Below are 14,571 nucleotides of genomic sequence, written 5' to 3'. Positions count from 1 at the left end.
GTTATTATTTCTTACCGTTAGAGAATCCTTCCCGTTATTTGTTCTGTTTTTTCCTGCAGACCGGACAGTAAACAAAGAATTTTAATTCGTGGTCTACTACCTCAAAACCCTGTGTTTCCAATTGCCCTTCCAGCGAGCATAAGAGGTCATCCTCCAATTCGGCAATCTTGCCGCAAGCCAAACAAACAATATGGTGATGATGGTGTTCATTATGGTCATCATTGATCTCATAACGATATTTATCATCATTGAACATACTCTTGTAGAGTATATCGATAGCGGCTAGCTTTTCCAGGGTCCGGTATACGGTGGCAATACCAATGTTGGGTTGCTTTTTCCGGGCCTGAGCCAGTACTTCTTCCGCGCTGAGGTGCCGGCCCTGATTGTCCATCATTACTTCCAAAATGGCTGTTCTCTGTCCGGTTAACCGGTAATCATTTTCTTTTAATTTTTTATTGATGCTTTTACCAAACACTAGCCTCACTCCAATAACATTGATAATCATTATCATCTTTATTTTAAGGCCTGCTCATGAGTTTGGCAAGCAGATAAACCTGCATTTTAATAAAAAAGTGCGGAAATCAATAATGACTCTACTGCAAAAACCACTTTTGTTGCATAAGGCTTGCATAAATATACAAAGCGAGCGCTGGCGAAGCATGTATGCAGCACCCTGCGGGTCTCCTGATGTATCCTAACGGATACTATTAAGGTTGCACCCGGCGAAGGCGAGCGGTATATTTATTAAGCCAATAACTTTTTTGTGGAGTCAATAATAAATTTGACGCAAAAGGACGAAGCTTTGGTGCCAGGTCTATGCCAGGTCTATGACTTGCGATGGTCTTTAATCTGAGCCTGCTGGCGCAAGTCCTCCATATACTGGCTGAAAAGAGTATTTTCCTTTTCTTTTTCCAACTGCATCCGTATCTGGTTTTTTACTTCGTCAAAAGATTTGGTAGTGGTTGGTTGGAGCTGACCGGCCTTAATAATGTGGTAGCCGAAATCGCTTTTTACCGGCTCCTGGGTAATTTCTCCGGCTTTGAGTTGTAAAGCCGCGTTTTTGAATTCGGGCACATAATTACTGTTCTCGTTCACAACTCCGAGATAACCCCCCTGGGCCTTGCTGGCACAACTGGAATGTTCCTGGGCCAGCTGGGCAAAGTCGGCTCCTTGCTGCAATTGGGTTAACAATTCTCTCGCTTCCTTATCCGTTGCTACCAGTATATGGGATATCTGCATGCCGGCTGCTTCCTGGAAGCTGGCTATATTTTCCTGGTAGTATTGCTGTAGTTCCTCTTCCTCTATGGTAATTGAAGCGTTTATCTTTTTTTGGAGTTGATTGACCAGCAACTGCATCCGGGCTTCCTCACGGAGTTCTTTTTCATTGAGATTGTTTTCCTGTAAAAACTTCTGGTAAGCATCTTTTCCTTCTGCCGCCAGGTTGGCTTTAAAGCTATCAATAGCTACATCAATTTCTTTTTCCTTAATCTTTATACCTCGTTTTTCGGCATCTTGTCGCAGCAGAGCCTGCATAACCAGACTATCAAAGGCTTGATCCTGTAATCGTTTCTCCATCTCTGAGTCGATTTTGCCGCTGCTGTCGGCTTTGTCTCCGGACTGGGCGGGATTCTGAACTTCGTATGCCTGTTTAAGGTTCTGGCAGGCTTTATCATATTGCTCCTGGGTAATTATTTCGCTGTTTACTTCGGCTATGCTCGGGGAAGCTTTCTTATCATTACAACCTGGCAATAATAACAATAAGCCCAGTATCACCAGCAATGCCAGCTTAGTTTTTTTCATAATAACTTATCCTCCTTCAGACCATTTCAGGCTTATTATAGCATAAGAAAATACTATTAATGCTATTTACAATCAACTTTGGTGCAGGAAATAGAAGGCCATTCTGTAAAACAAATATGATTGCTGCTAATAAGATAATCGGGGTTAGACGCAGAAGGGCAGAGTTGTCAATAACCCCGTCCCCTTGTCATTAAGGCACCGGTAGGGCATACGACCGCGCATTCCCCACAGCAATTGCATGCGCTGTTTTCCAAGTCAATCCCCCATTCCCATTCGGGCATGACTACAGTTTCAAAGCCCCGGTTTACTAAACCCAGGGCGGTAATCCCCATTACTTCGTCGCAGATGCGCACGCAGAGACCGCAGAGTATGCATTTGTCCGTATCCCAATCAAGAAAGGGATGATGATATTCACTGGAATGATGGTGTATTTCACCGGCCAGGCGTTGAGGTTTTACTTCATATTTTCCGGCATAGTTCAGAAGCTTACACTTAGAGAAGGCATTGCAACCGCATTCCAGGCAGCGCCCGGCTTCCTGGAGCGCTTCCTCCGGGGTGAAAGCGGCTTTTACTTCAGCAAAACTACGCAACCGCCTTTCCGGGCTGATAGCAGGAGGTTCAATTCGCGCTTCTTTTTCTATTCCGGCCAGGTCTTCTGCCCGAACTTCCCTGCTCATCCGGTAGGGGGAATGATTATCCGGCAGCTTTTCTCCCTGCAGGTAGGCGTTCATAGCCTGGGCGGCTTTGCGTCCCTGGGCTATGGCTTCAATGGCGATACCGGGCCCGGTAACCCCATCTCCGCCGGCAAATACCCCTTCCATGCTGCTCATAAAAGAAAGGGGATCGCTGGCTATGGTATTCCAGCGGCTGAGCTCCAGCTTTTCCAAACCGCCAAGGTCAACCTGCTGGCCGATGGCGGCGATGACGGTATCAACAGCGATTATTTCCTCTTCTCCGGTAGGCTCCGGCCGCCTGCGCCCGGAAGCATCCGCTTGGCCCAGCTGCATTTTCTGCATTCTGATAGCGGCTACCCGCCCGTCTTCCTCTATTATTTCCTCGGGAGCCAGGAGGAATTTGAAGATTATGCCTTCTTCCTCGGCTTCGACTATTTCACTTTCATCAGCGGGCATTTCCGCCCGGCTGCGCCGGTACAGCACCATTACCTCAGCAGCACCCAGTCTTATTGCGGTTCGGGCTGCATCCATCGCAGTATTGCCGCCGCCGATAATTGCTATCCTTTCACCCATAAATACCGGTTCTCGTAAAGCAACCGCACGCAAAAATTCAATTCCGCCCAGTACTCCCCTTGTTTCCTCGCCGGCACAGCCGATTTTTGAGGATACCCAGGCTCCAATACCCAGAAAAACTGCATCATAGTTCTCCCGCAGCTGCTCCAGGAAAATGTCTTGCCCCAGCCGGGTGTTGAAAGAAAATTTTACTCCCAGTCGGGCTACCAGTTCTGTTTCCTGCTCCAGCAGTTTTTTGGGCAAGCGGTAGTCAGGAATTCCATAACGCAGCATACCTCCCGCCGCAGGCATGGCTTCAAAAACCTCTATCTGGTGGCCTTCCCGGGCCAGGAAATAGGCTACGGTTAAACCGGCTGGTCCTGCCCCTACTACGGCTACTCTCTTTCCTGAAGGGGTTTTGACTTCCGCTATGCCGGAACCCGGCCCGCTTTCATCATCATTTTCCTGCTTAGGCTCCTCTAAATAATAACGGCCTACAAAAGCCTTGAGGGCAGCAATGGATACCGGTTCCTCCACCAGGCTCCGGCGGCAGGCGCTTTCGCAGGGATGAGGACATATCAAACCTATGCTGGCCGGAAGAGGATAGTATTCTTTTAAAACGGCCATAGCTTCCTTAAACTGCCCATTGGCAATCAAGCCTATATAAGCCTGGCAATCGGTATCCGCTGGGCAGGCCTCCCTGCAGGGGGCACAACAATCCCCACGGTGGTCGGATAAAAGCATCTCCAGGGTAAGTTTGCGGGATTGTCTTACCCGGGGGCTTTCCGTTTGCACTTGCATTCCCTCCTGTACCTCGGTGGCACAAGAGCGTAAAAGTTTTTTACTGCCGGCTACTTCCACCACACAAATCCCACAAGAGGCAAAAGGCTTTACCCGCTCATCGTAGCAAAGGGTAGGTATTTCTATACCGTTCTCCCAGGCTGCCTGTAAAATAGTCTGACCGGCAGCAACCTTGATTTCCCTGTCATTTATCGTAAGTGTAATCATGGACTTGAATCACCTCTTCCATCCAGCTGTTGTAACTGGCAAAAAGTATTAATATTCACTGGCTTGTATAAATATACCGCTCACAGCTTCCTTAATAGCGACCGGAGGGAGCATCAGGAGTACCGACAGGGTGCAACCTAGCGACCGCAGGGTACATTAGAAGTGCCCGAAGGGCGCTTCGCATGGGCAACAGCTGCTTGTCTCATGACTTCAGGAGTATGCACAACAAACGAAGTTTGGCAATGACATCAGCATTACATAACTTAACAACTTAAGTGCCTGGCACCCTAACCGCAGCAAAACGCTCGGGGCAAATGTCCAGGCAGGCACCGCATTTGCTGCAGTTCTCCTGCTCAATATAATAAGGCTGGTTGTTTTCTCCGCCTTTTATACAATCCGCTGGGCAGGCATAGACACAAAGGCCACAGCCCATGCATCTATCCGGATCTATAATATATTGTAATAATTCCTGGCATTGTTTGGCCGGGCACTTCTTCTCCCGGATATGGGCTTCATATTCATCACGGAAATAGCGGATAGTGGTAAGCACGGGATTGGGCGCACTCTGCCCCAGCCCGCAGAGGGAATTTTCGCTTATATGGGCGGATAATTCCTCCAAGAGTTCAATATCTCCTTCCTGTCCCTCACCCTGGCAAATCCGCTCCAGGATTTCCAGCATCCGTTTGGTGCCTATACGGCATTGAACACACTTGCCGCAGGATTCCTTCTGGGTAAAGTCCAGGAAGAATCGAGCCAAATCAACCATACAGCTACTTTCATCGAGCACCACCATTCCGCCTGAACCCATAATGGCACCGGTATTACTCAGGGATTGATAATCCACCGGGATGTCCAACAGTTCTGCCGGAATGCAGCCGCCGGATGGCCCTCCCATCTGTACGGCCTTAATTCTTCGACCGGTTTTTACTCCTCCTCCAATACCATAAATTATTTCACGCAAGGTGGTTCCCATGGGTACTTCTACCAGACCACCTCTTTCTATCTTACCAGCCAGGGCAAAAACCTTGGTACCTTTGCTCTCTCTACTACCTAGAGCGGCAAAGGCTTCCCCCCCATTCCGGATTATCCAGGGAACATTGGCCAGTGTCTCCACATTATTTATGCTGCTGGGATATCCCCATAAACCGCTTTCTGAAGGATAGGGCGGCTTCAAGCGGGGCATGCCCCGTTCTCCTTCCAGGGAGGCTATGAGGGCAGTCTCTTCCCCGCAAACAAAAGCTCCGGCACCTTGTTGTATACTTATGTCGAAAGAAAAATCAGAACCGAGAATCCTCTGCCCCAGCAGCCCTTTTTGCCGGGCCTGGGCAATAGCTATCTCCAGCCGTTTCACCGCCAGGGGGTATTCCGCCCGGCAATATATGATTCCCTGCTCCGCCCCAATGGCGTAAGCGGCTATTATCATACCCTCCAATACCGCGTGGGGATCGCCTTCCAATATGCTGCGATCCATAAAGGCACCAGGGTCGCCTTCATCGGCATTGCATATAATATAGCGGTAAAGACCACCGGCTTCTCGAGTTGCTTTCCATTTCAGCCCGGTGAGAAACCCCGCTCCGCCCCGTCCTCGCAAAGCCGAGACTTCGATCTCTTCTATTACTTCTTCTGGGCTCATTTTTGCAAGCACCTTTTGCAAGGCGCTGTAACCGTCCTGCCGGCGGTAATCGTCTATAGATTCCGGGTCTATCCGGCCACAGTTCCTAAGTACTATCCGCAGCTGTTGCTGCAGGAATTCAGCCGGCTCATCGCTGCTGGACACCAGGTATGCTTCCAGTGGGCCGCACCCGGCCAGGTGGGCTTCCAGTATTTCCACACTGCGCCCGGCATCTACTGCTCCATAGGTAAATACCCGCCCATCATCCTCTATCCAGTCCAGCAAAGGCTCATGATGACAGAGGCCTATACAGCCGCTTTTCTGTATTTCCAGTTTTATTCCCCGGCTTTCCATCTCCTTCTGCAATGCTTCCAGTACCTGCAAGCCGCCGGCGGCTATACCACAGCTCCCCAGACCCAATCTCACTTTCATTTGGTCTCACCTCCGACCAAAGATGATGATTCCGCAGCCTTTATCTTGCGAATTATGGCAATAGCTTTTTCCGCGCTAAGCGGACCGTAGGCCTGCCCGTTTATCATCATTACCGGAGCCAGGCTGCAACAACCCAGACATGCGGCACTTTCCAGGCTGAACAATCCGTCCGGGGTAGTTTCACCCCGCTTTATTTTCAATTCCTGACAGAGAGTGCTTTCAATTCGCTCGGAACCATTGACATGGCAGGCGGTTCCCTGGCAGAACATAATTTGGTATTTGCCTGCCGGCTGAAGCCGGAACTGGGTATAGAAGGTGGCAATCCCGTAAACCTTTGCTGGCTTTATTCCGAGTTCCCGGGCAATGCATTTTAATACGCTCAGGGGCAGGTAGCCGTATATATCCTGGGCTTGTTGCAAAATCGCAATCAAGCTGCCTTTTTCGTGTCGTTTTTCCTCGATTATTTTCAGCACCGGGCTCAGGTCAAGCTGGGCATCAAGAAAGCTCTTTTCCTCCGCTCGCTTATTTTTACTATAGAAATGCACCAGACGACCTCCTTTATTACACAGATAATATTATAGCATTTTGAACTGTAGACTCTAATGCTCCTCTACAGGGCCAGGAGCTGCAGCAATTATTCCCATCGCTTGCAAAGCCCCCTTTAAGCATCAGAAGAAACTGCAAAACAGTTTCAACACAGCGCTGCAACGAGGCAGGGATTAGAACCCGCCGCCTGTTTTGTTAATAGGAACCCGATTGATTAAAGAAGCGGGGGATAGATTTTGCCTCGTTATAATTCTTAAGCTTATTAATCGTTTTGTAAATACTCCCGGCCAGGATATTCTGTATACTTGCAAATAAAGACCCCTGTTTCCGCCGGGTGCGAAAGCAGGGGATGGATCTCATGGTATTAGACGGCGCCGGAGCAATCAAAAGGAAAAAGGCTATGCCTCCAGGCCGCTTTCAATAGCCTTGTTGATAATTTCCTGTATATCATTAAACATCTGCACAAAAGCGGTTTCAGCACGAAAGAATTCGGCTATTTCATTAATCTGGTTAATGTGAGCAAATTCCAGGCTGAGTTCCTGTACTGTTTCCTTCGGTATATCATTTCCTAAAATCTGCGCCCGGTTAAACTCGGCTTGCCGCTGTCGCAGTTCCAGTAACTTGGATGTCCACTCCGGGTTTTTTTCCACTTCCTTTTTGGCCTGGCAATAGTTCAGATAGGGTTCACTCTTGGTGATGGCCCGGGCTAATTCGTGGGCTTTGTCATAGCTGTTCACATTACTCATAACTATAATCACTCCTAACTTAAGACTTTTTCTGCTTTATCTTACTATTCTATCTAATAACTCCCTCAAAGACGCCTATCAGGAAAATACCATAGAATACTCCCATTAACAACAGAGTTCCCGCTGTAATATGTTTTTTCCGCAGCAATTCGATATATAAAATGGCGGCTGCTGCCAGGGCAAGAAGAGCGGATAAAAAAGCTCCCCCGGAAAGCTGCCAATCAGTAAGGAATATTCCCAGGGCTGGTATAAGTGAGCTTTGAAAAACCATGGCTCCGGTTATATTGCCCAGGGCCAGGCTGTCCTTCTCCCGCGATATCCAGATAACGCTGTTGAATTTCTCCGGCAACTCGGTGGCAATTGGGGTTATAATCAAAGCCAGTACAAAAGCCGGAACCTGATACATGACCGCGACTTCTTTAACCGCTCCGACAAACATATCAGCCCCTATGATGATTAAGAGCAGGGCGAATAAAACCTGGCCAATTACCAGGGATAAGCGGGGTGATTTCTCTTTGCGCGCAAAATAGCAAGGTGGCAATTCATAACTGGAGTCCAAATCTCTTTCCTCACTGATCATTACATAAACATAGAGAAAATAGGATAAGACCATGAAGCCGGCAATTATTAACTGCCAATGACGCAAGTACGGGGGCATGGTTCCGGTTATTATGGCAGCAGCGAAGACGATAATAAAAAAGCTCAAGTCACGGGTCATGCTGGAATAATCCGCCTGTACCTTGTTTCCTTTAATTCTGCGCCGGCTAAAAAAAACTACCGCCAAACCGGTAACAAACATGGCCAGGGTGGAAAGCATCAAAGGCGCTCCCAATATGGCTCCTATTCCTATATCATGGCCCTCTTTGCCGTGACTGAAAACTATGGCTATTACGGGAATCAGAGTCTCCGGGAGGGCGGTGCCTACTGCCGCCAGCACGCTACCCACTGCTCCTTCGGAGAGATTCAGTTTCTCTCCCAGCCATTCTACACCGTTAACGAAAACTTCAGCTCCCAGTAAAATAATACCCAGGCTCAAAATCAATATTCCAATACTGCTCATGATTCACTCCTACTTGCATTTTTGATATCACTGCAAAAAGTAAAAATATTATGCTTTAAATGAGTTTTGCATTAGAGTCATTTTTCATTTAGTATCAAATTTTTACCAGCTGCCTCCTGCGGCCGGAAAATGTGACCAGCTGCCTGTAACCCACCCCTTGGGCCAGGCCGGTTGCTTCCTCCAGGCCTTCTCCCAATTGCGAGGGGTGGTGGGCATCAGAACCCAGCGTTATGGGTATGTTAAGAGCCAGCATCGGTTCCAGGATTTGCCGTGACGGGTATATTTCCCCTACCGCTTTACGCAAACCACTACTGTTTATCTCTACTACCATTCCTGCCGCTTTAATACTATTTAAAACCGGTTCAACATAGGCTAGAATAGATTTCTTAACCGGCCGGTGCCCCCAGATTTTTATTAAATCCAGATGCCCCACTACATCAAAAAGGCGCGAATTTACCGCCTGGTTTACCAAACTAAAATAATCAGCATAGATATCATCGATGTCCTGGGTGGCAAACTGAGCTTTAAAATCGGGATGGTCGAAACCCCACCCATCGATAAAATGAACCGAGCCAATTATGTAATCATAATCAATATTCGAGTTGACCAGCATTTGCTGGATTTCCTTTTCCCGTCCGGGATGATAATCGACCTCCAGTCCCATTCTTATTTTAAGCTCCGGGAAATCTTCCTGAAGCCTTTTAAGCTTGTCCGGTTTAATCCGGGGCAGGTATTCATCATGTTCGCTAAATCCGATTTCCGCTAGTCTTTCCCGTCGAGCATTTTCCGCAAAAAGTCGGAGCCAGGATTCGCTATAATCGTATTCTCCGTGGGCCAATGCATGAATATGATAATCAAGCAACATTTCCCGTCCTCCGCTAGAATTCCTTAATGAGTTCCTCAGTAATTCATTTAAACACTATGTACTGCAAAAATCAAGAAATACCGCTGGAAATATGCCTATCTCTCCGGGAATATGTTAAAACAAAGCTCAAGCGTAGAAAGTCCGGTAAAAAGGAATTGCATTAAGTTAATGCATATACTACAATTTTAGCTGTCAAGGGAAGTAAAGAAGGAGGGTTATTTCATAAATGGCAGATATAATCCCATTTAAAGGACTCCGTTATAATCCCGAAAAAATCAGCAATCTGGCTTCGGTAGTCACCCCACCGTATGATATTATAGATGAATCGGCTCAAGCCCGATATTATGCGGAAAATCCCGCCAATGTAATCCGCCTGGAGCTGGGGCTCATGTTTCCTCAAGATAGCAGCTCCAATAACCGCTATACCAGAGCAGCCCAATACCTGGAAAAATGGCAGGAGGACCAAACCCTGCTGGCGGAGGATAAAGCCGCCCTGTATCTCTACCAACAAGAATTTAATTTCCGGGGGGAAAAGGTCGTCAGAACCGGCTTTGTTTGTGGCCTTAAACTGGAACCTTATGAAAATGGCAATATACTGCCCCATGAGGAAACCCTGTCCAAACCAAAGGCAGACCGCTTGCAATTAATGAGGGCCACCAATTCCAATTTCAGTTCCATTTTTGGGCTATACTCAGATGAGCAAAAAGAAGCAGAGAAGCTTCTGTTCGCGGAAGTCAAAGAGCAGGCTCCCGATATCAATATAATCGATGAGGCTGGTGAGACTCATAAAATATGGGTGATAAAAAATGAAGAGCTAATTGAACGGATCGTGGCTTTGCTTGCTGATCGCCCGGTTTATATCGCTGATGGTCACCACCGCTATGAAACTGCTCTGGAATACTACCATGAAATGAAGGAACAAGGGTTTCAAGGCTATGATTATGTAATGGCTACCCTGGTCAATGTTTTTGATGAAGGGCTGGTGGTTCTTCCTACTCACCGGCTGGTAGGGAATATCCCGAGCTTCAAATTGGACGCTTTTATAAATCGCCTGGCCGATTTATTTGCAATAGAGTTATATAAAGACAAGAATATCGGTGCTTTCATGCAAGAACTGGAAAGCAAAGCTAAAGAGCACAAAGTTTTTGGCCTGTACAGCGGCAAAGATCTCTATTTTTTGGAACTTAATAATCCTGAACAGGCCAGTGATTTGCTTCCCGATAACAAGTCAGCTGCCTGGGAAAATCTGGACGTTGCACTGCTGGATAACATTATTCTGGATCAACTGTTGGGTATTAACGAGCAAAAACGCCGCAGTCAGGAAAACCTGGCTTACACTCGCAGTGAAGAGTGGTTAATGGAACAGGTTGACAACCGCAATTACCAACTGGGCTTTCTTCTCAACCCTACCCGGGTAGAAGAAATAATTGCCGTAGCCCAGGCTCGGGACAAGATGCCCCAGAAATCAACCTATTTTTACCCTAAATTAATTACCGGGCTTATAATAAATAATCTAAGCATAAATTGAGGGACAAGGGGACGGCTCTGGCAGGCAAAAGAACCGTCCCTTTGTGTGTGCCCTGTTATATGTAGCAGGATAGCCCGCCATCGATCATAAGAATATTGCCGGTGAGCCATTTAGAATCATCTGAGGCATAAAACAGGATGCTCCCGGTCATATCTTCGGGATAAGCCAACCTTTTCATAGGAAACATTTTGGTCAATTTATCCATCTTCCCTTTGGACTCTATGCGGCTCAATTCGTCTTCCATCATGGGGGTGATTATATGGGACGGGCAAAGGCAGTTGACCCGTATCTCCGGTCCCAGCTCGGCAGCCAGGGCCCGGGTAAGCTGTACCACTCCACCTTTCATGGCACAATAAGCACTGCTGCTCTTCCCCCCCAGTACTCCCAATATAGAAGCTATATTTATTATGCTTCCTCCGCCGCCTTCCAGCATCAAGGGTAACATTAGCTGGGAAACCGCAAAAACGCTACGCAGGTCAACCTGGTAAATCCGATCGAAATCCTCCAGGCTGGTTTTCATAAAAGGTTTGAACAAGGCCGAACCGGCATTGTTTACCAGGATATCCAGACGACCATAAGTCTCCCGCACTTCATCCCGGGCCTTTTCAATATCCTCGATTTTAGTAACATCAGAAGGAATAGCCAGTCCTTCCCCTCCTCTTTCCTTGACTATGTCCACGGTTTCATTCAATGGTTCGGGCCGCCGCCCCATGACTACCACCCGGGCTCCCTCAGCGGCCAGAGCAATAGCTGCTGCTCTTCCAATACCGGTACCTCCTCCGGTAATTACAGCTACTTTCCCTTTCAGCTTCATCTCTTCTCCCCCTTTCCCTGCCTAGCCTTTGTTCTTGTTGCTTTCCAAAAAGGCTTGCATCCGGCTGCACATGGCCTCGCTACCCACAAAATTGCGGAAAGTCCAGAGCTGGGTGCGAATGGCGGACTGTACTTCCATTCCCGGTACCCGGTTGGTCTGCTCCTTGTTGGCTTTCAAGGCTTCTCGTTCAAAAGCGGCAATGCGCTGGGCCAGTTTTTTGGCTTCTTCCAGATAGCTTTCCCGGGGATAAACATAATTGGCCAGGCCCATTTCCCTGGCTTCCTCGGCCCCATAAATCCGTCCGGTCATGGTAACTTCCTTGGCCCGGCCCATACCGATAATTTTCCACAGGGGATCGCTTAAGGGTGTTAAAGCCCAGCGTATTTCCGGCTGCCCGACTTTGGCCGTTTCCGACATTACCCGGATGTCGGCCATAACCATCAAGTCGAAGCCGGCAGCCAGGGCGGGACCGCTGACCGCGGCAATGACCGGCAGGGGGAACTTGAGTATGTTCAAAAAGGATTCTTCGATTATCTTCAGGCCTGCGCTTTTGTTCTCTCCCAGACTCATCACGCTGGGCATGTCGAAACCGGCGGAAAAGGCTTTCTCTACCCCGGTTAGCACTACGGCATTAATCTCTTCGTCTTTTTCCATCTCCTCAAAGACATGGGCCAGTTCTTTCAGCAATTCCATGGTCAGGGCATTCATGAATTCCGGGCGGTTAATCTGAACTATTCCGATCTTGTTTTCTTTGCTAAAAATGATATCCTGATATTCCACTTTTTCTACCCCCTTATTTTTCTCTAATTCTTTAATAATTCTGAGAAATTATTGAAATTCCTCTTAAGCATCGAAAGAAACTGCTTAAGTAGTCTCAGCACGCAGCTGCAACGAGGCGGGGGATTAAGAACCCACCGCCTGTTTTGTAAATAGGAACCCGACCGCTTAGCGGGGGACATATTTCACCTCGTTATAAATATTAATATGCTGCTATCAAAAGGCTATTTGGCAGCAGGGTCAAAATTCAAATTATTGAGATAGAGGGACTGGAAATCGGGGTATAGGGCGAGTTCAACATAATGCACTTGTTCCTTTATTTCGCGGGCTTCCCGCTGTTTATCCGGGGATAATAATGCCGCAATAGCCCCGGCAGCGGCGGCATTACCAATATTCCTTATTGTCTCCGTTTTTATCGGGGGAATCATGCCTATATCAATCGCATTATGGGGATTCAGGTAATTGCCAAAAGCCCCGGCCAGGTAAACCTTTTCCAGCTTCTTATACTCTAATCCCGCCTCTTTCATCAATACATCAATAGCTGTCCTTAAGGCTGCCTTGGCCAGCTGCACCTGCCTTATATCCTCCTGGTTGAAAACTACCGGAGCTCCTCGGAAGGATTCGTTTTCTTCTACCAGGATTATTTCTGCTCCCCTTTCCCCCTGGCGCACTCTCAGTTTCTCCCCAGCCAGCTCAGTGATTATTCCGTTACTATCTATGTAAGCTCCCTGGCGCAGGCTGGCTATTATATCAATAATAGCTGAACCACATAGCCCCCGGGCCGGGCTATCGCCAATAAGATTGTATTCCAGGCCCCCTTCTGGGTTAAGGCATATCTTGTCGATGGCGCCATCTCCAGCAATCATTCCACTGCTTATTCCACCACCTTCAAAGGCAGGACCGGCAGCAGCTGAAGCCGCCCATAGTTTACCCCGGTTTCCCACTACAACTTCACCGTTGGTACCGATATCGACCAGCAAAAAACGACTGCTCCGCCAGTCGGGCAGGCTTAAGACAGCAGCCACGGTATCTGCGCCCACAAAGCCCCCCACTTGAGGAAGGAGCAGGATTTCCGCCTCCGGGTTTACCGGAAGCCCCAGACCGGCTGCCGGATAAGTGAATTCGTCACAAAAAATACCGGCATATGGTGCCTGGGCAAATCCTGCCGGATTTAACCCGAGAAAAAAGTGCAACATGACCGGGTTGCCCACCAATACCAGGTAGTATATATGCTCCGGTGAAGTTCCGGTCTCTTCCAGCATTTCCTCAATCATACTGGAGAGGTTATTCAGCAATATCTGTTGCAATCGCTCCAAACCATCCGGATTTTCCAGACAGTGAAGCACACGGGATAGTATGTCAGCGCCGTATACCCTCTGCATGTTGGGTTTGGTGGAAATGGCCAAATGCTGCCCGTCCTCCAGATTTAACATGACGGCAAAAAGGCTGGTGCTGCCTATATCCAGGGCCAGGCCACAGGCTTTTTCTCTTTTACGCCCGATATATTTTACTGCCTGCTCCTTAAATACCAGGGCTTGTAGTTCCAAGGCCGGTCGCCCAATACGGTCGATTTGTGCCAGCTGGTTTAAATTGTCAACGGTCAATTCCAACTTTAAGCCGGGCAGGGCCCGCGCCAGGCGCGTAAGGAGAGGAACCGGAGAATCCTTCTCCATTCCTGGAATCAGTACCTGGCGATTCTTCACCGGAGCGGAAAAAGCTACCGGGGGAGAATCGCTCTTTAGCCAGGCTTGATCCTGTATAGCCAGAGCCAGAGGATCCAGATAAACCGTTAAGGGCCCTTTAACCCGGCAAAAACAAGCCAAGCGGGTGCCGGTTCTTAATTCTTCCGGAAGGAGATACTGCCGTTCGCTATCGCTGATTTCATCAATCTCTCCTTCCAGCTTAACCTTGCACTGCCCGCAATTCCCTTTGCCGCCACAGGCCCCTGGGGAGACCATTCCGCTCGTCATTATGCTATCCCAGAGGTTTTTACCTGCCAGGGTCCAAAACTCCATAGGCGGCCTGTCAGGGCTTTTTAATGTGATTTTTGTCCTTTCCGCCATCTGTCAGACACCCACCGTCCATAAGAATTGCTATCACACTTTGATAAGTGAGGAGTAAGGGGTAAGGGGTTATCGGTCGTGGTCCTTTACCCTG

The 14,571-nt window shown here is 48.3% G+C and carries 12 protein-coding genes; 1 reads left to right on the top strand and 11 read right to left on the bottom strand.

Translation table 11 applies throughout. From position 1 onward, the window contains the following. Positions 1-34: 34 nt before the first annotated feature. The 8 genes from SWOL_RS03340 to SWOL_RS03305 form a co-directional block, all read right to left on the bottom strand. Positions 35-475, bottom strand: coding sequence for a Fur family transcriptional regulator (locus SWOL_RS03340; protein WP_011640092.1), 441 nt, complete (start codon positions 473-475; stop codon positions 35-37). A 350-nt stretch (positions 476-825) separates the two neighbouring features. Further along, the gene (locus SWOL_RS03335; protein WP_011640091.1) at positions 826-1,800 is read right to left on the bottom strand and encodes a peptidyl-prolyl cis-trans isomerase; all 975 of its coding nucleotides are present in this window, start codon (positions 1,798-1,800) and stop codon (positions 826-828) included. Between the two features lie 167 nt (positions 1,801-1,967). Continuing rightward, on the bottom strand, positions 1,968-4,034 hold the full coding sequence (locus SWOL_RS03330) for an FAD-dependent oxidoreductase (protein ID WP_011640090.1): 2,067 nt from the start codon (positions 4,032-4,034) through the stop codon (positions 1,968-1,970). A gap of 271 nt (positions 4,035-4,305) precedes the next feature. Then, positions 4,306-6,078, bottom strand: a complete 1,773-nt coding sequence (locus SWOL_RS03325) for an NADH-ubiquinone oxidoreductase-F iron-sulfur binding region domain-containing protein (protein WP_011640089.1) — start codon at positions 6,076-6,078, stop codon at positions 4,306-4,308. Then, the gene (gene nuoE / locus SWOL_RS03320) at positions 6,075-6,623 is read right to left on the bottom strand and encodes an NADH-quinone oxidoreductase subunit NuoE (protein ID WP_011640088.1); all 549 of its coding nucleotides are present in this window, start codon (positions 6,621-6,623) and stop codon (positions 6,075-6,077) included. Before nuoE ends, SWOL_RS03325 begins: the two co-directional genes overlap by 4 nt. A gap of 399 nt (positions 6,624-7,022) precedes the next feature. Continuing rightward, positions 7,023-7,370 (bottom strand): YlbF/YmcA family competence regulator, encoded by a 348-nt coding sequence (locus SWOL_RS03315; protein ID WP_011640087.1) that lies wholly within the window; start codon positions 7,368-7,370, stop codon positions 7,023-7,025. A 49-nt stretch (positions 7,371-7,419) separates the two neighbouring features. Continuing rightward, on the bottom strand, positions 7,420-8,430 hold the full coding sequence (locus SWOL_RS03310; protein ID WP_011640086.1) for a sodium:calcium antiporter: 1,011 nt from the start codon (positions 8,428-8,430) through the stop codon (positions 7,420-7,422). 94 nt (positions 8,431-8,524) lie between these two features. Continuing rightward, positions 8,525-9,295 (bottom strand): histidinol-phosphatase HisJ family protein, encoded by a 771-nt coding sequence (locus SWOL_RS03305; protein WP_011640085.1) that lies wholly within the window; start codon positions 9,293-9,295, stop codon positions 8,525-8,527. Between the two features lie 226 nt (positions 9,296-9,521). On the opposite strand from SWOL_RS03305, the gene SWOL_RS03300 reads away from it, so the two are divergent. Further along, the gene (locus SWOL_RS03300) at positions 9,522-10,823 is read left to right on the top strand and encodes a DUF1015 domain-containing protein (protein ID WP_011640084.1); all 1,302 of its coding nucleotides are present in this window, start codon (positions 9,522-9,524) and stop codon (positions 10,821-10,823) included. Between the two features lie 55 nt (positions 10,824-10,878). Here the strand turns inward: SWOL_RS03300 and SWOL_RS03295 are convergent, their stop codons facing one another. The 3 genes from SWOL_RS03295 to SWOL_RS03285 form a co-directional block, all read right to left on the bottom strand. Further along, entirely contained in the window at positions 10,879-11,637 is a 759-nt protein-coding gene (locus tag SWOL_RS03295; RefSeq protein WP_011640083.1) for an SDR family NAD(P)-dependent oxidoreductase, read from the bottom strand. Positions 11,638-11,658: 21 nt separating this feature from the next. Continuing rightward, on the bottom strand, positions 11,659-12,417 hold the full coding sequence (locus tag SWOL_RS03290) for an enoyl-CoA hydratase/isomerase family protein (protein ID WP_011640082.1): 759 nt from the start codon (positions 12,415-12,417) through the stop codon (positions 11,659-11,661). Positions 12,418-12,638: 221 nt separating this feature from the next. Continuing rightward, complete coding sequence (locus tag SWOL_RS03285) at positions 12,639-14,477, bottom strand: ASKHA domain-containing protein (protein ID WP_011640081.1); 1,839 nt, start codon at positions 14,475-14,477, stop codon at positions 12,639-12,641. Positions 14,478-14,571: the final 94 nt, after the last annotated feature.

The organism is Syntrophomonas wolfei subsp. wolfei str. Goettingen G311 (genome assembly GCF_000014725.1).
GTDB classification, from domain to species: domain Bacteria; phylum Bacillota; class Syntrophomonadia; order Syntrophomonadales; family Syntrophomonadaceae; genus Syntrophomonas; species Syntrophomonas wolfei.
This window is presented reverse-complemented; position numbering and strand designations above follow the sequence as displayed.